This is a genomic window from Pseudoalteromonas sp. NZS127_1, from assembly GCF_015864295.1.
Classification (GTDB): Bacteria; Pseudomonadota; Gammaproteobacteria; order Enterobacterales; family Alteromonadaceae; genus Pseudoalteromonas; species Pseudoalteromonas arctica.
Window position 1 is genome coordinate 107,515 of record NZ_JADYXO010000002.1, and the last position, 25,266, is coordinate 132,780.

Sequence of the window (25,266 nt, forward strand, 5' to 3'; positions counted from 1 at the left end):
AGCTAATTACCACTATCTAAGTTGTATTTTGGTTTTTCGTGCTTAATACCTTTAACTGCCTCTGCAACCTCTGCTGGCATATATTCTTCGTCATGCTTTGCAAGTACTTCAAATGCTTCAATAACATTAGGTTCGATTAATACGCCCTGCGCTACAATGCCTTGCCCCTCACGAAACAAGTCTGGCAATATGCCTTGATAACGCACGGTCACTAATGGACCTGTATCAATTAGCTTAAAGCTTACTTGTAAGCTCTGTTCATTACGCTCAACCGTGCCTGGTACAACCATGCCACCAATACGTAGCTTTTGGCCAATGAATGGTTTTTCTTTATTAGGCCCTTTGCCATCAATAAGTTCGCTTGGCGTATAAAAAAGATTAATATTTTCTTGAAGTGCATAAAGCACTAAGCCAATTGATCCACCAATACCAAACAGTACGGCAATAATTACCAATAGGCGCTTTTTACGTCTTGGATTCATGAGGCTTGTTCCTGTTTAGCTTTTTTAATTCGCGCTTCACGTATTATTTGTTGCTCAACTGAAGCCATAATACGTTTAGTATCTCTTAAAGAGTTCACTAAAATACCAAGTAAAATAAGAGCGCATGTACCAAAAGAAAGCCAGATATAGAACCCATAGCCTCCCATTGCAATAAAATCAGAAAAAGAGTCAAACTGCATAATTACCCCTTATTTAACAACAAACGCACCCACGGTCGGTGCTTTTCGCGTTGCAAAATTTCATTTTTAAGACGAATTAAAGTTACTGTTCCTACAAAAGCAGCAAAGGCTAAAATATTAACCATAAGTGGCCAAAACATACTTGGGTCTATTGCTTTGGTGTCTAGTTTTGTAATGCTTGCGCCTTGGTGTAGCGTATTCCACCACTCAACTGAGTAATGAATAATAGGTAAGTTGATTACGCCCACAATAGCTAAAATAGAAGCCGCACGCCCTGCTGACTTCTTATCTTCAAATGCATGATAAAGCGAAAGCACGCCAAGATATAAAAATAATAAAATAAGTTCCGACGTTAAACGCGCATCCCATACCCACCAAGCACCCCACATAGGTTTACCCCATGCAGCGCCAGTAATAAGCGCTATAGCTGTAATACAAGCACCAACAGGCGCTATAGCAATAACGGCAAGTTCGGCATTTCGTAGTTGCCATACAAGTGCAACAACAGCTGCAATAGCCATTGATGAGTAAGCGCCCATAGATAAAATGGCGGAAGGAACATGAATAAAAATGATACGGTAGCTGTCTTTTTGTTGGTAATCGGCAGGTGCAAAACCAAGCCCCCATACCCATCCAACAATCATACTAACTACAGTAACTACGGCAAAATAAGGCAGTAACGTATTGCATAACTGGTATGCACGCTCTGCTTTAGCATAGGGATGTAACCACTTCCACATTAACTTACACTCACTTTTAAAGCTGACGATATGGCAATTGGTGCGCTAATAATAGCAATAAGTAACATTGCACCAAGGATGGCAAGCTGCCCACTATAATCCAGCGACATAGAGCTGGTATCGATAGCCGACGTTGCAAAAATCAAAACAGGAATATACAAAGGCAGTACGAGTAAACTCATCAAAATACCCCCTTTTTGTAATCCTACAGTAAGCCCTGCGCCTATTGCGCCAATAAAGCTCAATAGTGGAGTGCCTAATAATAATGTTAAAACAGTCGCTGTTAACGCCGTACTTTCTAGGTTTAACAACAATGCAAATAGCGGCGTCATTAATACAAGCGGTAAACCTGTTACCACCCAGTGAGCAGCCACTTTAGCAAGTACGGTTAACGATAACGGGTAAGACGATGCAATTAACTGCTCCAATGAGCCATCATTAAAATCATCTCTAAACAGTTTATCCAAGCCCAGCATGGTAGAAAGTAATGCGGCAACCCAAATAATTCCCGGTGCCATTCTCGCTAGTAAACCAGGCTCAGGCCCGATTGCTAACGGAAATAATGAAATTACAATTAAGAAGAACAAAATAGGATTTACAATTTCAGCGCGCTGGCGAAACGCAAGTTTTACATCTTTGGTAAATACCGCACTAAATAGCAACCAATAAGAATGTTGACGAGTCATTAGTGACGATACTCCAGTGTAACCGTTTGCAAGTTACTAAAATGGGTCGTTAAGTCTTGGTGAGTCGTTAATAAAATAGCACCACCGCTTTGTAAGTGTTCAGTAAATCGGTGCTGCAAAAAAGCAACACCGCTTTTATCAAGCGCGGTAAATGGCTCATCAAGTACCCATAATTTAGAATCACTTAACCAAAGCCTAACCAAAGCTACACGTCTTTGTTGTCCAGCAGATAACATTCTAACCGGTACATCTTCAAGTCCAACAAGGCCAAGTTGCGCTAAAATGGGATACAAGTCAGGCTGGTTTATGTAGCCATTAATTTGTAACCAATGACGAACATTTTCAACGGCACTAAGCTGAGTATTTACACCTGTTTTGTGGCCTATAAAGAGTAGTTCTCTGGCATACTCTTCGTAATACTTAGATATAGGCTGTTCTTGAAATAAAACAGCTCCTTCATCAGGCACAGAAAAGCCTGCGATAATACGCAATAGCGATGTTTTACCAGCCCCATTAGGGCCCGCTAATTGCATGATTTGACCGCTATTAAGGCTAAAATTAAGATCCGCAAACAAACAACGATCTTGCTTGATGCAGGTGACGGACTTAATGTGTAACAAGATGACGATTCTCTCTGCCAAAAATTAGGCGTTAGTCTACCATAATGATAGGGTAATACGAATATTGCTTTAAAATCGATTCACTTAAAATAGAGAAAACTTGATTTAAAATAATGAATACGCCAACGCAAATAACATTATCTAATTCATTGGTTATCAATCAATCGACGAACCCTCAAACCAATGAGTTATCGCAATTACCTAATGAGGTACTTGCGGCTAAAAACATTCAATTTTCGAAAGACTCGATTACGCTTGATGTATTTATTGATAAACATTGGCAGACATTAAGACTTGGCACTACAAGCGCACCTCAAAATTTACAAAAAATAGCCAGTGCTAACATACAACTTAATCCCGATGGCAAACAGCTCAACATCACGCCAAACACTACAACCCTTACTTTAAATCAACCAGTACAATTACAGCGTTTATTAAATTATGTAAGCACGGGCACTGAGGTACAAAGCCAACCAATGGATTTACAAGTGGTTATGTCCCCTACCCCAAAATTAGTAATTGATAAACTTAACGCCAGTATTGCCATAAATAAAGACGTAGCGCAGTTACTTTTAACCGAGCAGCCTTTAAAAGTAGTTGTTAGTACTACTAACAAAGGCGCACAGCTTAATGTTATTAATCGCTTTGCAGATACAATTCATACGCAACCACTTAGCCAAACTAAACTTACTAAATTACTCGTGGCCTTATTACCTAGTGCGCAACTTCAAGCAACACCTAAACTAGCTATTTTGACCCATCCTCAAAAGTCAGGTTCGTTTACAACGCCTATTACTAATCAACAAGTTAGTGAACTACCCAATACCCCCATTAAGGTAAATTTAATAAATCAGGCTGATAAATTACTTATTAAAACCGATACTAATAATATAAAAGTGACGCTTAATAACTCATTTTCTAAACCGTTTAACGAGTTACTTTTAGCTCAAAAAAGCAGTGTCCCTGAAATACCTTTTTCTGCGTCCACTATTAAAGCAAGCCCACTGCTTACACCTAATAGCCCAATAAAATCGTGGCTACAAAATAGCTTTAGTGATTTAAAAACGCGAATTAATGATGCAGTTAAATATTTTGAAAGTAAGCCCTTTGCAGCAGCAAATAAATCTGAGTTAATGCCGCCGTCTGCATCATCTGCGATACAAAGGCCGAGCTTAGTTATGCAATTAACAGTATCACCGTTGAATAGAGTGAATATTACCCAAAATGTAAGTACTGCGTTAAATAGTAATACGAGCAATACTTTACCAGAGCACTTTTCAAGACTTCCGCCACTTGTACAATTAACTCAGCAAATAAAAGGAAGTGTTAGTGTTTGGCAATCATCTACAAATATAACAACAGCTAACACGCCAACGCCAAATAATATTACTCAAAATGGAGTGGCGAGCGCTAAGCCAAGTAATTTAAACGCGAGTCAATTGAGTGCTCTGAATATTAGTACTAACAGTAAAGTTGATACGTTAATTAAGCCTACAAGTGAAATTGTTACTAAAGGGCAAATAACCTCTTCAGTGCAACCAGTAATAAACGGCAACAATCAAAACAGTGCAAACTCAGCCACGATTAAAAACATTCTCCCATTAGCAGAGCCGTTATCTAATATTGCCTCTCGTAGTCAAATGCTACAACCAATAGAAGCAAAGCTATTAAGCACATTATTAAAGCTTCCTGATACCACAATCCCTACGGATAGATTAGCTGGTAACAAACAGCTTTTAAGTAGTCAAATTACTGACATTACAAATAGAGCAACAAAAGACACGCCCGATTTAACTCGCTTAATTAACCAAGCATTTAATCGCATGGTCTCAAGTAATAATGTTAACCCTGCGACCATACAGCGTGAAGTATTAGCCACCTTACAACCATCTCAATTAACGGGTGATACACTACAAAGTAGCTTCACTAAAGGACTTGAACACGTTGCAGTGAGTATTTTAGCAGCCCCTATAATTAGCCAATCAGTAACACCGATAAGCTTTAATAACCAAACTGGCTTAGATGCACTTTTACAAGTACTCATACCTACTTTTAAAACAGGAAACGCGGGAGCAAAAATACTTGAGCAACTGCAGCAAGCTCAAGTTCAAGCATTGGCTAGCGAAATCGTACAAGTTAAAAACACACTTACCCAAGTAAGTGTTTCAACACCAAGTCAACAACCAGACACAAACCCGCTTGCACAATTTTTATTACCAATGAAATTGCCGCCTGAGGCCGCCCAAACAGAAATAACATTGGGGCAATATAAAAAGCCAAGCGCAGATAAATTAGAAGATAAAAATGTATGGTTTGTCAGGCTAAACTTTGATTATGCACAGATTGGGCAATTACAGATTACCGCTGAGTTAATGGATAAAGCACTCGATTGCCAGCTATTAGCCTCAAGCCAAGAAGTAAGCGCAATTGCTCACCCTCACTTAGATAATTTAAGATCCAAACTAGCTAAGCATGGTTTACAGGTTGGAGAGCTCAACTTAAAGCGAGGCGATGCAAATAATCAGGCATTTTATAAATCTCATGCAATTATTAATATTAAGGTTTAGTAATGAGTGATACACCTATTAATAAGTCAGCCATTGGGCTTTTATACGAAGCTGGCAACACCCCCACTGTAAGCGTAAAAGGGTTTGGTGAGTTAGCTGACGAAATAATTGCAGCGGCAAAATTAAAAGGAATTATGATCCACGAAGATGCAGCGCTTGCTAAAACGTTGTCGCATTTAAGCTTAGGGGAAGAAATCCCTAAAGAGCTTTATTATGTAATTGCAGAGCTTATTGCGTTTTCGTATGTATTAAGAGGTCAATTTCCGCCAGGCTGGCAAGACTTTCAAGGTAAGTTAAATATTAAAGCGTGAGATTATTTACACGCTTATAACTAAAAAGGCGCTAAGCGCCTTTTTGTTTATGTAGTGAAAATAGTAATTCGGCTTCTGCTCGCGGTAATTCGCATTCGCGTATCACCTCATCGAGGTCCGCACCTAACTCAACCATTTTTACTGCACGAGAGTAAATTTTAGCATCAGGGTCATCGTATTTTTGCGCAGCTTGTTGTTGTATTAAATCTTGATTTTGTTGCTCAACCTCAAGCACTCGCTTACCAATACTTAAAAGCCCTGTTCTAAGCTCTGAAATTTCACTTCGCAAAATATGAGTTTGCTCTGAGCTATCTTTAAGCTGCTGTAATACAGCATTAACTTCATTCACTTGTTTGTTTTTTAATGCAATTATTAGCGCAAGCGATATAAGTCCTACCGCTAACGCTGATATAGCTATACTAAGTAACAGCATAATTTATTTGGTAAAGCTTATATATCGCTTAACTCATCCCATTCATCATCGCTGAGTAACTTGTTTAAATCGACTAAAATCAGTAGCTCATTATCACGATTACAAACGCCTTGAATAAACTTAGCACTTTCTTCAGTACCAACATTTGGTGCACTATCGATCTCAGAGCTGCGTAAATAAACGACTTCAGATACGCTGTCGGCTAAAATGCCGATAACTTGCTCTTCAGCTTCAATAATTAATATACGAGAATTATCGGTTGCATCAGCAGCTAACAAACCAAAACGTGCACGAGTATCAATAACAGTTACAACGTTACCGCGTAAGTTAATAATACCAATAACGTAAGAAGGTGCACCTGGTACAGGGGCTATCTCTGTATAACGAAGTATTTCTTGTACTTGCATTACATTTACGCCGTAGGTTTCTTCCTCTAGCTTAAACGTAACCCACTGTAAAATTTCATCATTATTATCTGCGTTTTTATTTGCTGACAGTAATTTATCTTGATTCATGCTATTACCCCGTAATGGTCGTTACTACTGACGGCTATCTAAGCCTTTCTCTAATAATATATTTAAATTATCTACATCTATTAAAGCACACATTTTTTCTTTTATAACACCAGCAAGCCATGGGCGCTTACTTTTATTTGTACGCCATTTTACATCTTCTTTACTCAATGTAATGTTATTTATCAACTTTTCAGCTAATAAGCCCCACTGGCTATCACCTAAGGTAATTAAATACTGATAATCTAAAGACGCCTCTAATTTATCATCATACTTTTCTGGCATTACCCAACGAGCAGTATCAACAACATTAAGCTTTTCTTCTCTGTTGAGCATAACGCCTTTAAACCACTTTGGCTTACCAAATAAATGATTTACTTCACCTAATTGATGTATACCGCCTAATGCTTTTAATGGCACAGCCAATGTTAAACCAGCAACTTCAAAAAATAATGCCTGAAATTCACCATCAAAATAGTCAGATTGGCTGGTGGTTATAATCTGTGGTTCTGGTTCTTCTGTAGTCGTACTTATCGACTCTATTACTTCATCGTCAATGGCTTTATTAACTTTTGCGGCTTCAAAAATCGGTTCAACTATTGGCTTAATTTCAGAATTAAGTAAATCTTGATCAAATATTTTTTCTGCCGCTTTTATCTGTTCTTTTGGTTTTAAATGAATATGTTCTTGCTGCGAGTCGTGTGGCATTTGCTCAAGTAATTTTGCGACTGGCTCAAGGTTATCTACAGGCTCGTCTTCACATAACAAAGCCCCTAGGTATTGTTTCATTACTTTTTCATTAGCAAATAATTGCTTACTCATTCATTAACCTTGTTCAATTAAATATTCTAGCAGTGCTTTATATGCGTATACACCACGCGAACGAGGACAATACTCTACAGGCACTTTTTGCGCAAAGCTTGCATCTCTAAATTTAGTATCTACCGGTATCACACCTGGCCAGACTTTATCACCATACGTACTTTGCAGTGTTTTATATGCTTCTAACGATGCTTTAGTACGTTTATCATACATAGTAGGGATTATAGTATATTGATAATCTTTCGCTTGAGAGGTTTGCATTAATTCCATAGTGCGCATCATTCTATCAAGCCCTTTCAGTGCTAAAAATTCCGTTTGCACTGGCACTAAAATTCGCTCACTTGCTGCAAGCGCATTAACCATTAACACTCCTAAAACTGGGGGGCAATCTAAAATGGCATAATCGTAATGTTCACTGATTTTTGCAAGCGCTTTTTTTAGTATTAATCCCATACCTGTTTTATTACCCATGCTTCTATCAAGCGTGGCTATCGCCATTGTTGCGGGTAAAATATCTAGGTTTTCAAGTGTTGATGGGCATAAAGCTTGAAGTATCTCTTCACTTTGCATGCTCGTGCCACGCGCAAAAATATCATATACGCTGACTTCCAAATCTTCTGAGTCAATGCCAAAGTAATAAGTGAGTGATGCATGAGGGTCTGTATCAATAAGCAACACACGCTTACCCTGCAAAGCTAAAATACCAGCAAGGCTCACTGCTGTTGTTGTTTTACCAACACCACCTTTTTGATTTGCGACAGTCCAAATCTTCACATTACATCCTAATTACTGTTCATTGCGCGTTGTTATGCGAATACCACCATGAGGCAAACGAATTATTTTTATTGTATCGTCATCTGAAGGGAGCTCAATTTCAGGCTCTTCCGCTACTGGCTTAACGGCTTGTTCATCACCTTTAATGTCTTGTATCGGTGGTAAACCATACTTAGAAAGTGCAATAACAACTTTACGATTTTCTGCTCGCCCTTGTTCTGTATCGTTACTTACAAAAGGTGAATATTGACCATAACCTTCTATCGCCATTCTGGCAGAATTAATACCTAATGCTTCCAGCTCTACTAAAATAGATGTTGCTCTAGCAACCGAGAGTTCCCAATTTGAGCGAAATATTTCATTGCGAATACTTTCATCATCAGTATAGCCACGCACCCTAATATAGTTATCTACTGGAGCAATAATATCTTTAACAATTTTGACGACTTGCTTTGCCCTAGAGTGTGCAACTGAGCTACCACTTGAAAATAACATACCTGAGCTTAGCTCTATAATCAGCCAATCTTGATTAAGCTCTAAACTGGCTTCTCCATCACGAATTTCATCAATAAGCGCTGACTGCAGCTTAGCAAGTAAGCTATCGAGTGGTTTTCCTAAATATTTTTGTTGTATGTTACTTGTATCACTTTGACCGTCGAGTAACTCTGGACCTTGTTCTTCTTTTAAAATACTTTCACCATAAAGAACTTCTTGTTCAGGTGTCACTCTATCAGTCAATATTCCATTACCATTGACGCCCTCACCTTGCTGGGAGTGCTGGCGGGCAGATTTATCAAAAACGTGTTCAAGGGAGTCTGACAATATTTGAAATTGTTCTTCTTTGTTGATCGCTATCGCATACAGCACCACAAAAAAAGCAAACATAATGGTCATGTAATCGGCATACGATACAAGCCAACGCTCTGTATGTTGATTTTTTGGAGCAGAGTGACGAAGTCGTCGGCGTAGCATGTTATTCGTCCACTAAATTAGGACGCTCTACACGGTAGGCTTCAAGCTTTAATTCTATATTTACTGGGCTTTCGCCAACGCTTATCGCAATCACACCTTCGGCAAGCATTTCATGGTAAAGCATTTTTTGCTCTACACGCTGTTTTAACTTATTTGCCATAGGTAAAAACAATAAATTAGCTAAACCAACACCATAAATGGTCGCGATAAATGCCGTTGCAACGCCTGCACCAAGCATTTGTGGATCGGTAATAAACGACATTGCCTGTATTAAACCAAGCACAGCACCTAAAATACCAATGGTAGGACTGTAGCCCCCCATCGCTTCATAAACACGTGCGGCTTCAAGCAAGCGATCGCGTTCTAGCAGTAAATCAATTTCAAGCGTGTCACGTATTTTTTGCTCTGAGCAGCCATCTACAAGCAAGCTTAAACCTTTTGCTGCATATGCATCTGGGTGAGCTAGCGCTTCGTTTTCAAGCGCTAAGTAACCTTCTTGACGTGCCTTATGAGACCATCGCTTAACTTGCTCTATTGCATCTTCAATATCATATTGTGGCGCAACAAAAACCCAAGAGCTCATATTTAGCATTTTTTTAAAGGTACTTGCTGATGTTTGTAACATAACAGCGCCAAGCGTGCCGCCTAATACAATAATAAGGGCAGGACCATTAAATAAAGCAGAAACAACGCCGCCTTCTAAAGAGTAACCTAGACCTATTGCACCCAGTGCTACAAATAGTCCAAATATTGAGAGTTTATCCACAACCTACCTCTCTCTTGATACGTGCTGCAACATCGCTTAATGCTAAGCTTTCACTCGAAAGCCCCGCATTAGCAATGGCTTGAGGCATTCCATAAACAACACAGCTTTTCTCATCCTGCGCCCAAATAGTTGCACCCGTTTGCTTTAACATTCTTGCACCGTCACGTCCATCAGCGCCCATGCCTGTTAAAACAATAGCAAGCACATCGCCTTGATACGTTTTTGCTGCACTGGCAAACGTTACATCTACACTCGGTTTATAACTTATTCTCTCGCTATGATCTTCAAATACGCGCAGTGTTCTATTTGCACCACGCCCTTCTACCATCATCTGCTGTCCGCCAGGCGCTAGATAAGCCGTTCCTGGTTGTAAGCGGTCACCTTGTTGCGCTTCTTTCACTTTTATTAGGCACAGACCATTTAAGCGTGCTGCGAAAGCAGGTGTAAAAGCCGCAGGCATATGCTGAATAAGTAAAATAGGGTGAGGGAAATTAGCTGGCAATTGAGTCAGTATAGTTTGTAGTGCAACAGGGCCACCTGTAGAAGTGCCAATAGCCACAAGCTGGTATTGCTTTCCACTTGCTCGCATTGAGGCAATATTTGAACCTGACGATGTTGTAGGGGCTGCTCTTTGAAAGCTTCTATCGGGTTGTTTTATCGAAGGCGTTAGTGTGTTTGTTCTTTGCGAAAGTGAGCTTGTTATCGGTTTAGTTGATATTACTGGCTTAGGTGGTGTTGCAGCCTTAAACGTTCGCGGTAAACGTCTTCGCCCTATATCTTTCACTTTATTTTGTAAAAGCTTTATAGCGTCTTCATTATTGCGAGCGATGTCTTCAAATTTTTTCGGTAAAAAATCCATTGCTCCAGCATCTAGCGCATCAAACGTTGCTGTTGCGCCATCACGTGTTAGTGATGAAAACATTAAGATAGGCGTTGGATTACTCGCCATTATCTCTTTAACTGCGCTAATACCATCAAGCACAGGCATTTCGACATCCATAGTGATCATATCTGGACGTAGCTGAGCTGCTTTTTCAACAGCTTCTCTGCCATTCACAGCAAAGCCTATAACTTGTATGTCGCTATCTTGCTCAAGAATTTCGCTTACCCTGCGGCGAAAAAAGCTTGAATCATCAACAACTAAAACTTTAACGGCCATTTAGCTCTCTTATTAAATTTATGCGTAGGTATATATTAAATATATACCTACTTTATTATTAGCCTGCGTAATGTTTTAACATGTTTGGAACGTCTAAAATCAGTGCAATGCCACCATCCGAAGTTATTGTAGCACCCGCCATACCTGGTGTTCCTTGAAGTAACGCATCAAGCGGCTTAATCACTACTTCTTCTTGGCCAATTAATGAGTCAACAACAAAACCAATTTGCTGCGTACCAATTTGCACAATAACTACATGGCCTTTTGCTTTTCGCTGTGAACGATCTGAGCCTTTAACTAACCAGTGCTCGAGGTAGAATAACGGTATTGCCTTTTTACGCACAATAATTGTTAATTGCCCATCAACCACATTTGTTTTCGTTAAATCTAAGTTGAATATTTCACTAACACCTGCAAGTGGTAACGCAAATGTTTGTGCGCCAACAATTACCATTAAGGTCGGTAATATGGCTAAGGTAAGTGGTACTTTTATCTCTAAAATAGTACCTACACCTAACTCAGATTGAATACTTACAGAGCCGTTTAATTGGGTGATTTTAGTTTTCACCACATCCATTCCAACACCACGACCTGAAATATCAGATATCTCTTCTTTTGTAGAAAAGCCAGGTGCAAAAATTAGGTTGTATGCTTCAGTGTCAGAAAGTCGACTCGCTTGATCGTGATCGAGCACGCCTTTACTAATTGCTATTTTTTTCAGTTTCTCAGCATCCATACCAGCGCCATCATCTTTAATGGTCAACAAAATATGGTCGCCTTCCTGAGACGCTGATAAAGTAACATTACCTGTTCTAGGCTTACCGGCAGCCTCACGAACAGCTGGCATTTCAATACCGTGGTCAACTGAGTTTCGAACTAAATGCACAAGCGGATCGGCTAGTGCTTCCACTAAGTTTTTATCTAAATCGGTTTCTTCACCTACAAGTTGTAAGTCAATGTCTTTGTTTAAGCTGCGTGCTAAATCGCGTACTACGCGAGGGAAACGACCAAATACCTTTTTAATTGGTTGCATTCGCGTTTGCATAACCGCGCCTTGAATATCAGCAGTCACTACATCTAAGTTAGAGATTGCTTTACCCATTGCTTCACTGTCTGAATTGGTCGCTAAACTAACCAAACGATTTCGCACAAGTACTAACTCACCAACCATATTCATAATTTGGTCAAGTCGTTTTGTATCTACGCGAACTGTCGTCTCTGCTGCTGGTGGCGCTGATTTTTTAGGCGTTGCTGGCGCTGCTTTAGCAACCGGTTTTTCTACCGGTTTAGAAGCGGGTGCTTTTACAGGTTCTGGTTTTTTTACAGGCACACTCGCTTTTGCAGCTGGTTTAGCTGGGATATTGGGCTGTTTCACAGCTGGAGTGCTTTCTATTGATTTAGGTGCAGTGCCTTTACCATGAAGTTCATCAAGAAGCGCTTCAAATTCATCATCACTAATTTCATCATCTGATGAATTAGCAGTATTTGACGCTGGTTTAGCTGGTTCTACAGGTGCTTTAACTACACTACTTTGCTCAGGTGCTTTACTCGCAACCTCACCAAAACTGCCAACTCCATGTAACTCGTCTAATAAGCTGTCAAATTCATCATCAGTAATATCACCATTAAAATCACTACTACTTGCTACTGGCTTTTCAACTGCAGGACCTTGTCCTTTACCGTGTAGTTCATCAAGTAAGTTTTCAAATTCATCTTCAGTGATTTCGTTTATTTCAGCATCACTAACCGAAGGAGTTCCGCTAAACATTTCATCAAATGCAAATGGATCTTCCTCATCAGCTATTGGCGTATCAACTACTTCATCAAGAGGTTGTTCAACGTCAGTTTCTGAAGCGACTCCGTTAAGCTCGGCTTCTGTTGGAGGTAGGCCCAAAATGTGGAGGGTTTGAAGTAACTCAGGATCTGCTGGTTCTGGCTTATCCCTATTTTGGATAGTCGCGAACATTTCATTAATGGTGTCGAGCGCTTGTAAAATAACATCCATTAACTCTGAATTGACCGTTCGCACGCCTTGACGTAGTAAATCAAATACGTTTTCAGCGCCGTGGCAAGCATCAACAAGTTCTGTCATAGCTAAAAAGCCTGCACCACCTTTTACAGTGTGAAAGCCTCTAAATATGGCATTTAGTAACTCGGTATCTTCTGGATTATTTTCCAGTTCAACTAACTGTTCAGATAAAAGCTCTAGGATTTCTCCTGCCTCTACAAGAAAGTCTTGTAAAATATCTTCATCGACTTCAAACATGCAGTTACTCTCCTCTTAGAAGCCCAAACTTGATAAAAGATCATCGACTTCATCTTGATCAGATACAACATCATTACGCGATTCTTTATCAATAATAGGGCCTTCAGGACCTGCTAAAGTTTGTGTGGCAACTGGTTCTTTTATTTTTTGTTGTTCTACTTTATTCGCTGTGTTGTCACTGTCATCTTGTTCAGCAAACGCTGTTAAAAGATGAAGTAAGCTTTCTTCTACTTCTCTAACAAGTTCTATAACACGGCGAATAACTTGACCTGTTAAGTCTTGATAGTCTTGAGCCATTAGTACATTTGTCATTAAGCTTTGAAGCTCATCCGTTTTATGATGAGAGTTATTCATAAACTTATCGATACTATGGCAAAGTTGTTTAAACTCACCAAGCTCAATCTCCCGGCTCATTAAACGATCCCATGTCGGTTTGATATGAGATATTTCATCTGCAAGTTGCTGAGCTATAGGTAAACTAGCCTCAACAGCATCCATTGTTTTATTAGCCGCATTTTCTGTCATTTCTATAACATAATTAAGCCGCTTTTTAGCATCTGGAATCGCATCTGTCGTTATGTTAGTTAAGCGAGTATCAAGCTCAAAGCTTTTAAGTGCTTCGTGCAGTTGACGAGTCAACTTCCCAACTTCAGCAAATAATTTAGACTGCTCTTGCGAAGCTGTCTCTAAAATCAACTGATTAGCTTTATCTTGCTCATCGTTTTCTAAATAAATGACGAGTTGACGAGCTTGTTCTAACGTTATTTGAGGCGCAGCTGGTGCTGACATAAGCCTCTCCCCCATCATTAGCCTAAGCGTTCAAATACTTTTTCTAATTTAGTTTTTAATGTTCCAGCCGTAAATGGCTTAACAATATAACCATTAACGCCAGCTTGCGCTGCAGCAATTATTTGTTCTTTTTTAGCTTCTGCCGTTACCATCAATACAGGGATATGTTTTAACTTATCATCTGCACGAATTGCTCTTAGAAGGTCAATACCTTGCATTCCCGGCATATTCCAATCTGTAACCACAAAATCAAATACTTGATTTTGTAACATAGGCAGAGCTGTAGACCCGTCATCAGCTTCTTGAACGTTAGTGAAACCTAAGTCACGTAATAGGTTTTTTATAATTCGTCTCATCGTTGAAAAATCATCAACTACAAGAATTTTCATGTTTTTATCCAAAACATCCCCCAGTGAGGTATTAACCTTAGTTTACTTACTACTAGTTTATCCAGTCATTGATTTTAGCTTTAAGCTTAATCATCGCCTGACCATGTATCTGACTTACACGCGATTCACTTACATCGAGTATATGTCCTATTTCTTTTAAATTCATTTCATCGTTATAGTATAAAGAAAGTACCATTGCATCACGCTCTGGTAATGACTTTATTGCATTTAGCAAAGACTCATTAAACCGATCATTTTTAACATTATTAAAAGGTTTGTCTAGCGCTAAATCTTGGCCTACGGGAGTAATAACATCCTCATCTACACCAAGGTCTTCTATACCTAATACTTTACTGGTATTAACATCATTTAAAATATGATGGTACTCATTGAGTGAAATTTCAAGTTTTTCAGCAACTTCTGTATCTGTTGGTTCGCGATTCAGACTGCTTTCGAGCCCAGTAATTGCTTCTGCAACTTGTCGGCTTTTACGGTGTACTGAACGAGGAGCCCAATCACCACGGCGCATTTCATCAAGCATAGCCCCGCGAATACGAATACCGGCGAAGGTTTCAAAGCTTGCGCCTTTTGTTGCATCAAAGTTTTTTGAAGCTTCTATTAAACCTATCATTCCTGATTGAATTAAATCATCAAGCTGAACGCTAGGTGGTAATCGAGCAATTAGATGACATGCCACTTTTTTAACAAGTGATGCATGTTTCTCAACAATCACATTTAAGTTTTGTGTTGATTGATATCCCATAGCTCTATTCACCAATGTTGTCATAATTAGCCGTTTACTAGTTTCTCAATGAAAAACTCTAAATGCCCAGATGGTTGATTTGGTATTGGCCATTTAACTGCTTTTGTCGCCAGCGCTTTAAACGCGAGAGCGGCTGGCGAACTTGGAAAGAGCTCAACAATCACCTTTTGGCGACGTGTTGCTTTGCGCATATTTTCGTCATAAGGAACCGTTGCTACTAGCTCCATTGAAACATCTAAAAAGCGATCGGTAACTTTAGATAGTTTTGCAAACAATTCAGTGCCTTCACGCATACTGCGGACCATATTGGCAACAATTTTGAACTTATAAACACCGTGCTCGCGGCTTAATACTTTAATAAGTGCGTAAGCATCGGTTATTGATGTTGGTTCATCGCACACTACAACCATTACATCTTGTGCTGCTCGTGAGAAGCTTAGCACCATGTCTGAAATACCAGCGGCTGTATCTACAATTAAAATATCAAATTCGGTATTCAATTCGCTAAATGCACGAATTAGCCCGGCATGCTCAGATGGCGATAATTCAACCATACTTTGCGAGCCCGATGTAGCAGGTACAATTTTAATACCAGCAGGCCCTTCAACTAAAATCTCGTCAAGCTCACATTCACCTGACAAAACGTGTGATAAATTGCGCTCTACACGTAAACCAAGCATCACATCACAGTTTGCTAAACCTAGGTCAGCATCCAGCACTAATACTCTATTACCTTGTTGCCCTAGTGCAATAGCGGTATTTAGAGAAACATTTGTTTTCCCCACCCCACCTTTACCACCGGTTACAGCGATAACTTTTACGCCGTTGTTATTGTTTTGACTCATTTTGCGCAGGCCGCTTGCTTGATCTAATACTGTGTTAATCATACATCCCTACTGTACTTGGCGCCACTGCTTGGTGCCTTGAATGTTGTGCTTTTGTTCTTTTTAAATATAACTGCTCAGCCTTTTTCACTAGTTTTTCAGCATTTGCAACACGAATATCTTCTGGCACTCGTTGACCGTTAGTAAGATACCCTATTGGAAGGCGATTTTGAATCGCAATACTAATAATCTCACCCAAACTTAATGATTCATCTAACTTAGTGAAAATACAACCACTTAACTGTACTTTTTTAAAGTGACGTACTGTTTCTTGTAATACATTAATTTGTGCCGTCGCGCTTAGTACTAAGTAGCTGCGAATATCCACACGTTGGTTACGCATTAACGTGTTTAACTGCTCAGTTAAACGTAAATCTCGCTGACTCATACCTGCTGTATCAATTAATACTAGACGTTTATTTCGTAAATGATATAAAACTTCAGCTAATTCATTAGCATCTTTAACTTGCTTTACACCACAACCAATAATACGGCCGTAAGTAGCAAGCTGTTCATAAGCACCAATTCTGTATGTATCAGTGGTTATTAAGGCCACTTTATCAGCGCCATATTTTTGTGCGCCTAAAGCTGCAAGCTTAGCAACTGTTGTTGTTTTACCAACACCTGTTGGACCCACTAACGCATATACACCACCTTGGCGAAGTATTTCATTATTGGTTGTTTGCATTTGATCTTCGACCATCGTTAACAACGCTTTCCAGCCTTGCTTACGAGATACATCATCAGGTACAAAACATGCCATTTGTTGCGCTACTTCTTTATCAATACCCATACCGACTAAGCGGTCAACCATGCAAGCGCGTGTTGGATCGCGACGCGCCATATCTTGCTGCATTAAGCCTGATACTTGATGCTCAAGTAATTGACGAATTGCGTTCATTTCTTCACGCATTGTTGTCATTTCTTCGCTTTCATTATTGGGTGTTTGTTGGCGAGCAGTTACTGGACTATCTAAATCATCAAAGTCGCTGTCTAAATCATCAAAACCTAAGCTATCCGCTTGAGTTTGTGGACGAACTGGCGCTGCATTTTCAGGAGCAAACATATTTTTAGTACGCTGTTCCATAACTGGTTCTTGATAGTTATCGGTAGTATCAATACCTGATTGTGAAAACATTGATGCAAGTTCAGGGGAGCGAGGACGCGGTGATTGGCGCTCTAACAAAGCCTGTAGGCTGTCAGCCACTTTTGCCTGCGGCTCTGGTTTGGCACGCTGAGGCTCTGGTTTTACAAAATTATGCATACTTTGCTGTGGTGCTTGAGCACGCGGCTCTGCAGTACGTTGTGGTTGCGCTGCTACTTTAGGGGCTGCTTTGTCATAATCAACTGCCGCTACAATTTCTACACCGTTAGCCAGCTTCTTATTTGACATAATAACCGCATCAACACCTAACTCATCTTTAACTTCTTTAAGTGCTGTGCGCATATCTTTAGCAAAAAAACGTTTAATTTTCATAATTCAACCCCTGTTAAAATCTTATTGTTGGCCTACAGAGCTAACAATCTTGATCTGTCTTTCGTCTGGTACCTCTTGATAAGACATCACTCTCAATCCTGGAATGGTGTACTTAACAAAACGAGATAACACAGTGCGTAACATTCCTGACGTTAGCAATATAGAAGGTTCACCGGCCATTTCTTGATTTTGATGCGCTTGTGTCAATGACACTTGAAGTCGCTCTGCAAGTCCAGGCTCAATACCGGCACCTTCATCGCCTGCATTTTGTAATGACTGATGCAACATCTGTTCCAACTCAGGTGCCAAGGTTATGACAGGGATTTCTGATGACATGCCAACCGCATCTTGAACAATTAACCTACGCAGAGAAATACGCACTGCAGCCGTTAATACATCGGGGTCTTGGCTACGCGGACCATACTCAACAAGGGTTTGAACAATTGAGCGCATATCGCGAATAGCTACACCTTCATTCAATAAATTTTGCAGTACTTTTACAATTGCAGTTAATGGCAACACATCAGGTACTAGTCCTTCTACTAAGCGAGGATGGCTTTTAGCAAGCATATCAAGCAGGTTTTGGACTTCTTCATGCCCTAGTAACAACGCCGCACTGTTAGTTAATAACTGGCTAATATGAGTGGCGACTACCGTGGCTGAATCTACAACGGTATAACCTAGTGATTGCGCTTCATCTTTTTGATCAGGCTTGATCCATACTGCATCAAGGCCAAACGCAGGATCTTTAGTTTCAACCCCTTTAATTGGGCCAAATACTTGCCCTGGGTTAATTGCTAGCTCGTCGCCATGTTTTAGTTCGCTTTCACCGGTTGAAACACCCATTAGCGTTATTCTGTAAGCATTAGGGTCAAGCTCTAAATTATCGCGAATATGAACAGGCGGTACTAAAAAGCCAAGTTCTTGAGAAAGCTTTTTACGTACACCTTTAATACGATTAAGTAGCTCACCACCTTGAGATTGATCTACCAACGGAATTAATCTGTAACCTACTTCTAAGCCAATTACGTCAACCTGTTGAACATCATCCCAACCAAGTTCTTTTTGCTCTTGTTTATTGGTAATACCTGTTGCAGCGCTTCCGCCACTGGCGGCTTCTTCGGCTTCTGCTGCAGCGGCTTTTAACTTAGTTTGCTGTGTGTAGTAAGCTAAATAACCCAGTAACGCACCTAAACTTAAAAAAGCAAAATGCGGCATACCAGGCACTAAACCCATGATGATCAAAATACCTGAAGCAATAAAGAGTGATTTTTCGTTACCTAGTTGTTTCTTAAATTGGTCACCCATATTGAGCGACTCATTTTGACGTGTTACAACAATCGCGGTACCAATTGAAAGCAGTAAAGAAGGGAGTTGAGCAACTAAGCCATCACCAATGGTAAGTAATGTATATACTTCCATTGCGTTGCCAAAACTCAAATTATGTTGAATCATACCGACAAATAAACCACCAACAATATTGATGATTAATATAACAATACCTGCAATGGCATCGCCTTTTACAAATTTACTCGCACCATCCATTGAGCCGTAAAAATCAGCTTCGCGAGTTACTTCCTCGCGGCGGTCACGCGCTTGCTCAGCACTGATAAAACCAGCGTTTAAATCGGCGTCGATTGCCATTTGTTTACCCGGCATTGCATCAAGGGTGAAACGTGCAGATACCTCAGAAATACGCCCAGCACCTTTGGTAATTACCACAAAGTTAATAATAATAAGGATTAAAAATACGACCAAACCAACTGCGTAGTTACCACCAATAACAACTGAGCCAAACGCTTCAATTACTTTACCGGCAGAATCACCACCATTATGACCTTCAAGTAATACAACTCGAGTGCTGGCAACGTTAAGCGCTAAACGCATAATCGTAGCGATTAGTAATACAGAGGGGAATATACCAAACTCAACCGGCTTCATCGTGTAAACAGTCACGAGTAAAACCACTAATGCGAGGGCAATATTAAACGAGAAAAGAATATCGAGTAAAAATGGCGGTAACGGTAAAATCACCATTCCCAAGGCAGCAAGCACAAGTAAAGGAGTACCTACCCCTTTGGCATAGTCTTTTTTGTCTCTGTTAAGTTGTTGTAATACCGTTTTAAAACTCATAATTCTACAATTTCAAAAAATTGACACTACGTAGAATTAGCAATAACTATTCCAAGTTACTAAGTTAACGGTTTAATACTTGTAGGCATCGGGGATTGGGAGCTTGTTATTGAGCTTAGTTGGACGTTTACCGCGCCCTTTATTAAAGCGCTTAAGCTGAAATACATACGCTAAAACTTGCGCTACAGCAGTAAATAGCTGATCAGGTATTTGCTCTCCTACTTCAGCCGTATGGTAAAGCGCTCGGGTCAACATGGGGGATTCTAAAATAGGTACTTCGTTCCCTATTGCTACTTTTCTAATTTGCATCGCCATTTCATCAATACCTTTAGCAAGTACTATAGGCGCACCTGCGCGCTCTGTATCGTATTTTAATGCTACAGAGTAGTGAGTTGGGTTGGTAACAATAACATCAGCGTCAGGGACATCTTGCATCATACGGTTTTGCGACATTTGCCTTTGTGTTTGCCTAATACGCGCTTTTATTTGTGGGTCACCTTCAGAGTTTTTATACTCATCTTTAATTTCTTGCATTGTCATTTTAAGTTGTTTGTTATGGTTATAACTTTGAAATGGTGCATCAATAGCCGCAATAATAATTAAAGTGCATGAAAGGCCTAAAAACATCCAGCCTAAAATCTCTAAGGCATGAATAATATTACCTGGTGCACTTTCTAAACTTAAATGCAGTATTTCATCAAAATAGGTATTAATTAAAAATATAGCAAAACTTGCAACCAAACCAAATTTTAAAAGTGACTTTACAAGCTCAATAGCCGCTTGCGGGCCAAACATACGTTTAAAGCCTTTCATTGGCGACATTTTACTTGCTTTAGGTGCAGCGGCTTCCCAGCTAAAATTAAAACCACCTAGTAACGTATTCCCAATAAATGCAGCCAAAACTATAATTAATACAAACATAGCCATAGGAAACATTAAAGCGTCTGCAACCTCTCCCCATACGGCAAACATTTTAGTGGTATCAAAGGCTTCGTTGCGATTTAAGCTAAGGGTTCGGCCCATTACATTGTATAAACCTTTGCCAATTTCTGGCCCATACATCAAAAGCGATATAGCCGAAAAAATAAGTACAAACATGGTACCTAGCTCTTTTGAGCGCGCTATTTGGCCTTTCTTTTTAGATTCTTCAAGCTTTTTGGATGTGGGTTCTTCTGTTTTTTCTTGTCCTGAGTCTTCAGACATGACTTTCCCCTAAGGTGAGCAACCAACTAAAGTACACATTAGCTCAACCATTTTTAACCATTGAAACTCAAACTGAGTAACAAAGTTACCTAGTGTCGCCCAAATAATAATAAGTCCCGCTACCAAGGTAAACGGAAAACCAATAGAGAAAATATTTAATTGCGGTGCTGCACGCGTCATAATACCAAACGACATATTAATAACGAGCATCGCGGTAAGCGGTGCAAGTGAAAGTACAAGTGCTGTAGTAAACATCCAGCCGCCCCAGGTCACTATGTCCCAGTAATGATCTACAGACCACCATGTGCCATCAATGGGTAGCACTTGAAAACTATGCACCACCATTTGAATCATCATTAAATGACCGTTAAAAGCAAAAAATAATAGGGTGGCCAAAATAAGGAAAAACTGGCCCACAGCAGGCACACTCGCGCCATTAGAAGGGTCAATAACCGAAGCAAAACCTAAACCGGTTTGCATCGCGAGTATTTGCCCTGCTAACACAAAAGTATTTAATAAAAGTATAGATGCAAAACCAATAGCAACACCAATCATCATTTGTTGAATAACGACTAAAATCATCTCAAACGAAAATAAATTAGTGAATGTAGCTGGGGGCAGAACAGGAACTACAACAAAAGTTACAACAACCGATAAACCCATTTTTATACGTGTAGGAACATTTTTAGCCCCCAAACCAGCCATAATCATAATCATTGAGCTAATGCGTACCAGCGGCAACAAAAAATCGCTCAACCATTGAATAACGACAGCAAAGGGGTATTCCACGTTTAACCTGCAATTTCAGGAATAAGTAATACTAGGCGAGTAAAAAAGTCCATTAGCTCTTGAGTAAGCCAATGCCCACCCACAATAAGCGCACTAATGGTAATTAATAAACGAGGTAAAAAGCTCAATGTTTGTTCATTGATAGACGTTGCGGCCTGAAACACAGCCACAACTAAACCAATAATTAAGCCTGGGACTACAATTGCAGACACAAGCTTAATAACTAAAAAAAGAGCGTCACTTAGGATATCAACAAAAATTTCCGGTTCCATGTTGTACTCCTATTGTTGGGTCATGTTAATGCTTTGCATACTAAGTCCCTAAACCAAAGCTTTTGGCTAGAGTACCCATCACTAAGCTCCAGCCGTCTACAAGTACAAATAACATAATTTTAAACGGTAAGGACACAATCATGGGTGAAAGCATCATCATACCCATCGCCATTAATACTGAGGCGACCACTAAATCAACAATTAAAAATGGGATAAAAAACATAAACCCTATTATAAATGCGGTTTGCAATTCACTGGTTACAAAGGCGGGTATAAGCACTATTAACGGTGTATCTTGTGGCGAATCTAGCTGATCGTAACCTGCAATTTTAGCAAACGTTTCTAAGTCTTTGAGACGCACTTGAGAAAGCATAAAGGCTTTCATTGGCTCTTTAGCCAGCTCTAAAGCTTGTACTGAAGTAACCTGCTCATTTAAGTAAGGTTCTATAGCTCGCTCGTTTACCTGCTGATAAATAGGCGACATTATAAAAATACTTAGAAAAAGCGACATCCCTAATAACACTTGGTTCGACGGTGTTTGCTGCAAACCAATCGCTTGGCGCAAAATGGCGAGTACAACAATTATTCGTGTAAAGGAGGTCATCATAATTATGGCAGCCGGTATAAAACTCAGCGCCGTCATAATTGCTAAAACTTGTAACGTTACTGAGTAATCTTGTGTGCCATCAGCGTTTGTTGTAATAGTAAGCGCATCAATTCCTTCTGCGCTTACATTTGGTACAAACACCATGGCAAAAATAATAAGCAGCCACTTTGTCATAGGTTTAATTCTTTTTATTTTGGTTTGATTGCGGGTTTAAAAGTTTACCAAATCGTTTAGCGAGTTCAGGTAGTTCTTTTTCACTTAATGGAGTTTCTAACTTGTGTAAGTAATTAATACTGTGGGGAGTTACACCAAGTAAATGCTGAGCATTATCTATCTCAACAACCATTAAACGCTCGCGAGAACCCAAAGGTAGACTTCTGACTACTTTAAATTCATCGCTGTTTGCTAAATTTGGATTAAGCTTTTTAACAAAAAATGCCAGCACAATAATTAGTACTAGCACCATTACAAGCGACAGCACCATAGAGAGTATATCTCCAGTAGGTGTTGCCACATCTGCTTTTGAAAAAACGGAACTCGTTAAAGCAACTAATAAGCTCATCGTAGTTTTTTGATCCGCTCTACTTGGCTTATCACGTCAGTTAAGCGAATACCAAACTTGTCGTTTACTACAACTACTTCACCATGGGCTATCAAAGTACCATTAACTAGCACGTCTAGCGGCTCGCCCGCAACACGGTCAAGCTCAACAACAGAGCCTTGGTTAAGTTGCAATAAGTTACGAATATTAATTTTAGAGCGTCCTACTTCCATTGAAATAGTAACGGGGATATCTAAAATAGTGTCGAGTTTTCGTTTTTCATCGCCACTCATTTCGTGTTTTGAATCACTTAACTCATCAAGCTCTGCAACATGTGCTTCGCTACTATCATCTGGAGCTTCGGCTTCTGCTAATGCTGCTGCCCATTCATCCATTGTGTCTTGATCATCGCTCATACTTTTAACCTTTTAATCAATTACCAGTCTAAGTCTACACCGTCAGAGAGGTGTAAATCATCTTCTAGTTCTGCTAATTCTGCATCTGAGTCAATTTTCTTGCCGCCTTTGGTAAATACATGCAGCTCAGATTTAACTGAATCAGGTCGTTTAATTTTTTCACTAATTTGAAGCGCAACATTATCGCGAGAGCGACCCATTTTGGCTCTAAATGTAGGTAGTTCTTCAACAAATACGGTTATATGCTCAGGCATTTCAACCGGAATAATATCACCGGCTTTGAGTTCCATAATTTGTTTTAAGGTTAAATCAACTTCAAGTAACTGAGTTGATATTTCAACCTCTACATCCATTATTTCATCGCGAAGCGCTTTGCTCCAACGTAAATCAGTATCTTCAGTATCAGACTGAACACCCGCATCTAACAGCTCTCGAATTGGCTCAAGCATTGAATACGGAAGTGCAATATGAAAATCGCCACCGCCACCATCGAGCTCAATATGAAAAGAACTAATAACCACAACCTCAGTTGGGCTTACAATATTAGCCATAGCTGGATTTACTTCAGAATCGAGATATTCAAACGATACATCCATAACCGGTGCCCAAGCTTCTTTATAATCTTCAAAGATTATTTTAAGAAGCATTTGTACAATTCGGCGCTCTGTTGGGGTAAATTCTCGGCCTTCTATTTTTGCATGATAACGCCCGTCACCACCAAAAAAGTTATCTACCAAAATAAACACAAGTCGTGCTTCCATGGTAATCAGGCCAGTGCCTTTTAAAGGTCTAAAACGCACCATATTTAAGCTGGTTGGAACAAATAGAGTATGAATATACTCGCCAAACTTAATCATTTGCACGCCGTTAATAGACACCTCTGCGGTGCGGCGCATCATGTTAAATAGGCTAATTCGCATATGACGAGCAAAGCGTTCATTAACAATTTCCAGCGTCGGCATACGACCACGCACGATCCGATCTTGCGAAGAAAAATCGTACTGAAGCGTACCTCCTCCGCCATCTTCACCGTCGTGTATATCTTCCTCTTCAACATCATCAACGCCATGTAATAGCGCATCAATTTCGTCTTGGGATAATAAATCGCTCACGCTAACCCCTTATTGCATTACAAAGCCGGTAAACAATACCCGCTCAATTACTTTGCTGCCTTCAACATCCATTAAGGCTTTTTGTACCTTTTCAAGTGCAGAAAAACGAAGTGTTTCTTTACCTGAGCTCGTACTTAACTCATCAGCAGTTGTAGTAGAAAACACGCTTAGTAGCGTCCCTTCTATTAGTGGAATGTGTTTTTTGGCTGTTTCTTCATTTACTTCGCCACGTACTAGTAACTGTACTTTAATTTGCACAATTCTGTCGCGACTTGAACCGGGAACGTTAAATACAAATGGGCGTGGCATTGACACATATAAAGCACTGCCTATTTCAGCTGAATCACCAACTGCAGCAGAAGGTGCATCTGCTGACATCGCAGTCTCTTCATCTAAGGTTTCAACTGGCGCATCCGAACCCGACATAAAAAAGTAACCTGCAGCACCGCCTACAATAAGTAGTACAGCTACTATGATTATTATTAGTTTCTTTTTACTTTTACCGGTTTCTTCAATTTCTAAACTTGTTTCTTCAGCCATCATGATTCCTTTAATCGCAAAGGTACTTGCTTGTTTTAGTT

General features: G+C 39.8%; 29 protein-coding genes. 2 read left to right on the forward strand and 27 right to left on the reverse strand.

The window, feature by feature from the left end; all coding sequences use genetic code 11:
• Positions 1-2 precede the first annotated feature (2 nt).
• The 5 genes from ccmE to ccmA are packed head-to-tail and all read right to left on the reverse strand — an operon-like array spanning position 3 to position 2,728.
• Positions 3-482: a cytochrome c maturation protein CcmE gene (ccmE, locus tag I6F50_RS03570; RefSeq protein WP_007585848.1), complete on the reverse strand. Its 480-nt coding sequence runs from the start codon at positions 480-482 to the stop codon at positions 3-5.
• On the reverse strand, positions 479-682 hold the full coding sequence (gene ccmD / locus I6F50_RS03575) for a heme exporter protein CcmD (RefSeq protein ID WP_007585846.1): 204 nt from the start codon (positions 680-682) through the stop codon (positions 479-481). The genes ccmE and ccmD overlap by 4 nt, the downstream gene beginning before the upstream one ends.
• A gap of 2 nt (positions 683-684) precedes the next feature.
• Positions 685-1,422, reverse strand: a complete 738-nt coding sequence (locus I6F50_RS03580) for a heme ABC transporter permease (protein WP_007585844.1) — start codon at positions 1,420-1,422, stop codon at positions 685-687.
• Entirely contained in the window at positions 1,422-2,108 is a 687-nt protein-coding gene (gene ccmB, locus I6F50_RS03585) for a heme exporter protein CcmB (protein ID WP_024608159.1), read from the reverse strand. The genes I6F50_RS03580 and ccmB overlap by 1 nt, the downstream gene beginning before the upstream one ends.
• Entirely contained in the window at positions 2,108-2,728 is a 621-nt protein-coding gene (gene ccmA, locus I6F50_RS03590) for a cytochrome c biogenesis heme-transporting ATPase CcmA (RefSeq protein WP_165728705.1), read from the reverse strand. Before ccmA ends, ccmB begins: the two co-directional genes overlap by 1 nt.
• Positions 2,729-2,841: 113 nt before the next feature.
• Here ccmA and I6F50_RS03595 point away from each other — a divergent pair, with 113 nt between their 5' ends.
• Together I6F50_RS03595 and I6F50_RS03600 are read left to right on the forward strand one after the other, a co-directional pair.
• Positions 2,842-5,295, forward strand: a complete 2,454-nt coding sequence (locus I6F50_RS03595; RefSeq protein WP_197118704.1) for a flagellar hook-length control protein FliK — start codon at positions 2,842-2,844, stop codon at positions 5,293-5,295.
• A gap of 2 nt (positions 5,296-5,297) precedes the next feature.
• Positions 5,298-5,606, forward strand: coding sequence for an EscU/YscU/HrcU family type III secretion system export apparatus switch protein (locus tag I6F50_RS03600; protein WP_024589934.1), 309 nt, complete (start codon positions 5,298-5,300; stop codon positions 5,604-5,606).
• Positions 5,607-5,637: 31 nt separating this feature from the next.
• On the opposite strand, the gene I6F50_RS03605 is transcribed toward I6F50_RS03600, so the two are convergent.
• From I6F50_RS03605 to fliL, 22 genes are all read right to left on the reverse strand, one after another.
• A complete protein-coding gene (locus tag I6F50_RS03605; protein ID WP_024589935.1) occupies positions 5,638-6,039 on the reverse strand; it encodes a DUF2802 domain-containing protein in 402 nt (133 codons plus the stop codon).
• 17 nt (positions 6,040-6,056) lie between these two features.
• On the reverse strand, positions 6,057-6,554 hold the full coding sequence (locus I6F50_RS03610) for a chemotaxis protein CheW (protein WP_002959294.1): 498 nt from the start codon (positions 6,552-6,554) through the stop codon (positions 6,057-6,059).
• A 24-nt stretch (positions 6,555-6,578) separates the two neighbouring features.
• The gene (locus I6F50_RS03615) at positions 6,579-7,373 is read right to left on the reverse strand and encodes a chemotaxis protein CheW (RefSeq protein ID WP_165728703.1); all 795 of its coding nucleotides are present in this window, start codon (positions 7,371-7,373) and stop codon (positions 6,579-6,581) included.
• A 3-nt stretch (positions 7,374-7,376) separates the two neighbouring features.
• The gene (locus I6F50_RS03620; RefSeq protein ID WP_007585827.1) at positions 7,377-8,147 is read right to left on the reverse strand and encodes a ParA family protein; all 771 of its coding nucleotides are present in this window, start codon (positions 8,145-8,147) and stop codon (positions 7,377-7,379) included.
• A 12-nt stretch (positions 8,148-8,159) separates the two neighbouring features.
• Positions 8,160-9,119, reverse strand: coding sequence for a flagellar motor protein MotB (locus tag I6F50_RS03625; RefSeq protein WP_197175321.1), 960 nt, complete (start codon positions 9,117-9,119; stop codon positions 8,160-8,162).
• Position 9,120: 1 nt separating this feature from the next.
• Positions 9,121-9,885 (reverse strand): flagellar motor protein, encoded by a 765-nt coding sequence (locus I6F50_RS03630; RefSeq protein WP_165739544.1) that lies wholly within the window; start codon positions 9,883-9,885, stop codon positions 9,121-9,123.
• Positions 9,878-11,044 (reverse strand): chemotaxis response regulator protein-glutamate methylesterase, encoded by a 1,167-nt coding sequence (locus tag I6F50_RS03635; protein ID WP_197175323.1) that lies wholly within the window; start codon positions 11,042-11,044, stop codon positions 9,878-9,880. The genes I6F50_RS03630 and I6F50_RS03635 overlap by 8 nt, the downstream gene beginning before the upstream one ends.
• 58 nt (positions 11,045-11,102) lie before the next feature.
• Positions 11,103-13,310: a chemotaxis protein CheA gene (locus I6F50_RS03640; protein ID WP_165721591.1), complete on the reverse strand. Its 2,208-nt coding sequence runs from the start codon at positions 13,308-13,310 to the stop codon at positions 11,103-11,105.
• A 15-nt stretch (positions 13,311-13,325) separates the two neighbouring features.
• Positions 13,326-14,099 (reverse strand): protein phosphatase CheZ, encoded by a 774-nt coding sequence (locus tag I6F50_RS03645; protein ID WP_007585814.1) that lies wholly within the window; start codon positions 14,097-14,099, stop codon positions 13,326-13,328.
• 17 nt (positions 14,100-14,116) lie between these two features.
• Entirely contained in the window at positions 14,117-14,500 is a 384-nt protein-coding gene (gene cheY, locus I6F50_RS03650) for a chemotaxis response regulator CheY (RefSeq protein ID WP_008132609.1), read from the reverse strand.
• 40 nt (positions 14,501-14,540) lie between these two features.
• Positions 14,541-15,251, reverse strand: coding sequence for an RNA polymerase sigma factor FliA (locus tag I6F50_RS03655; RefSeq protein WP_007585810.1), 711 nt, complete (start codon positions 15,249-15,251; stop codon positions 14,541-14,543).
• A 26-nt stretch (positions 15,252-15,277) separates the two neighbouring features.
• Positions 15,278-16,138 carry a MinD/ParA family protein gene (locus tag I6F50_RS03660; RefSeq protein WP_007585809.1) on the reverse strand — a complete coding sequence of 287 codons (861 nt, stop codon included), beginning with the start codon at positions 16,136-16,138 and terminating at the stop codon, positions 15,278-15,280.
• Complete coding sequence (gene flhF / locus I6F50_RS03665; RefSeq protein ID WP_007585808.1) at positions 16,131-17,612, reverse strand: flagellar biosynthesis protein FlhF; 1,482 nt, start codon at positions 17,610-17,612, stop codon at positions 16,131-16,133. Before flhF ends, I6F50_RS03660 begins: the two co-directional genes overlap by 8 nt.
• 21 nt (positions 17,613-17,633) lie before the next feature.
• Entirely contained in the window at positions 17,634-19,745 is a 2,112-nt protein-coding gene (gene flhA / locus I6F50_RS03670; RefSeq protein ID WP_197175325.1) for a flagellar biosynthesis protein FlhA, read from the reverse strand.
• Between the two features lie 72 nt (positions 19,746-19,817).
• Entirely contained in the window at positions 19,818-20,948 is a 1,131-nt protein-coding gene (gene flhB / locus I6F50_RS03675; protein ID WP_007585806.1) for a flagellar biosynthesis protein FlhB, read from the reverse strand.
• 9 nt (positions 20,949-20,957) lie between these two features.
• Positions 20,958-21,737: a flagellar biosynthetic protein FliR gene (fliR, locus tag I6F50_RS03680; protein ID WP_165728698.1), complete on the reverse strand. Its 780-nt coding sequence runs from the start codon at positions 21,735-21,737 to the stop codon at positions 20,958-20,960.
• A 2-nt stretch (positions 21,738-21,739) separates the two neighbouring features.
• The gene (gene fliQ, locus I6F50_RS03685) at positions 21,740-22,009 is read right to left on the reverse strand and encodes a flagellar biosynthesis protein FliQ (protein ID WP_002959325.1); all 270 of its coding nucleotides are present in this window, start codon (positions 22,007-22,009) and stop codon (positions 21,740-21,742) included.
• 40 nt (positions 22,010-22,049) lie between these two features.
• Positions 22,050-22,790 carry a flagellar type III secretion system pore protein FliP gene (gene fliP / locus I6F50_RS03690; protein ID WP_165725378.1) on the reverse strand — a complete coding sequence of 247 codons (741 nt, stop codon included), beginning with the start codon at positions 22,788-22,790 and terminating at the stop codon, positions 22,050-22,052.
• A 4-nt stretch (positions 22,791-22,794) separates the two neighbouring features.
• The gene (gene fliO / locus I6F50_RS03695) at positions 22,795-23,178 is read right to left on the reverse strand and encodes a flagellar biosynthetic protein FliO (RefSeq protein WP_007377952.1); all 384 of its coding nucleotides are present in this window, start codon (positions 23,176-23,178) and stop codon (positions 22,795-22,797) included.
• Positions 23,175-23,573, reverse strand: a complete 399-nt coding sequence (gene fliN, locus I6F50_RS03700; RefSeq protein WP_007585803.1) for a flagellar motor switch protein FliN — start codon at positions 23,571-23,573, stop codon at positions 23,175-23,177. The genes fliO and fliN overlap by 4 nt, the downstream gene beginning before the upstream one ends.
• A gap of 20 nt (positions 23,574-23,593) precedes the next feature.
• Positions 23,594-24,685, reverse strand: a complete 1,092-nt coding sequence (gene fliM / locus I6F50_RS03705; RefSeq protein ID WP_024592743.1) for a flagellar motor switch protein FliM — start codon at positions 24,683-24,685, stop codon at positions 23,594-23,596.
• 9 nt (positions 24,686-24,694) lie between these two features.
• Complete coding sequence (fliL, locus tag I6F50_RS03710; protein ID WP_007585800.1) at positions 24,695-25,225, reverse strand: flagellar basal body-associated protein FliL; 531 nt, start codon at positions 25,223-25,225, stop codon at positions 24,695-24,697.
• Between the last annotated feature and the right edge of the window lie 41 nt (positions 25,226-25,266).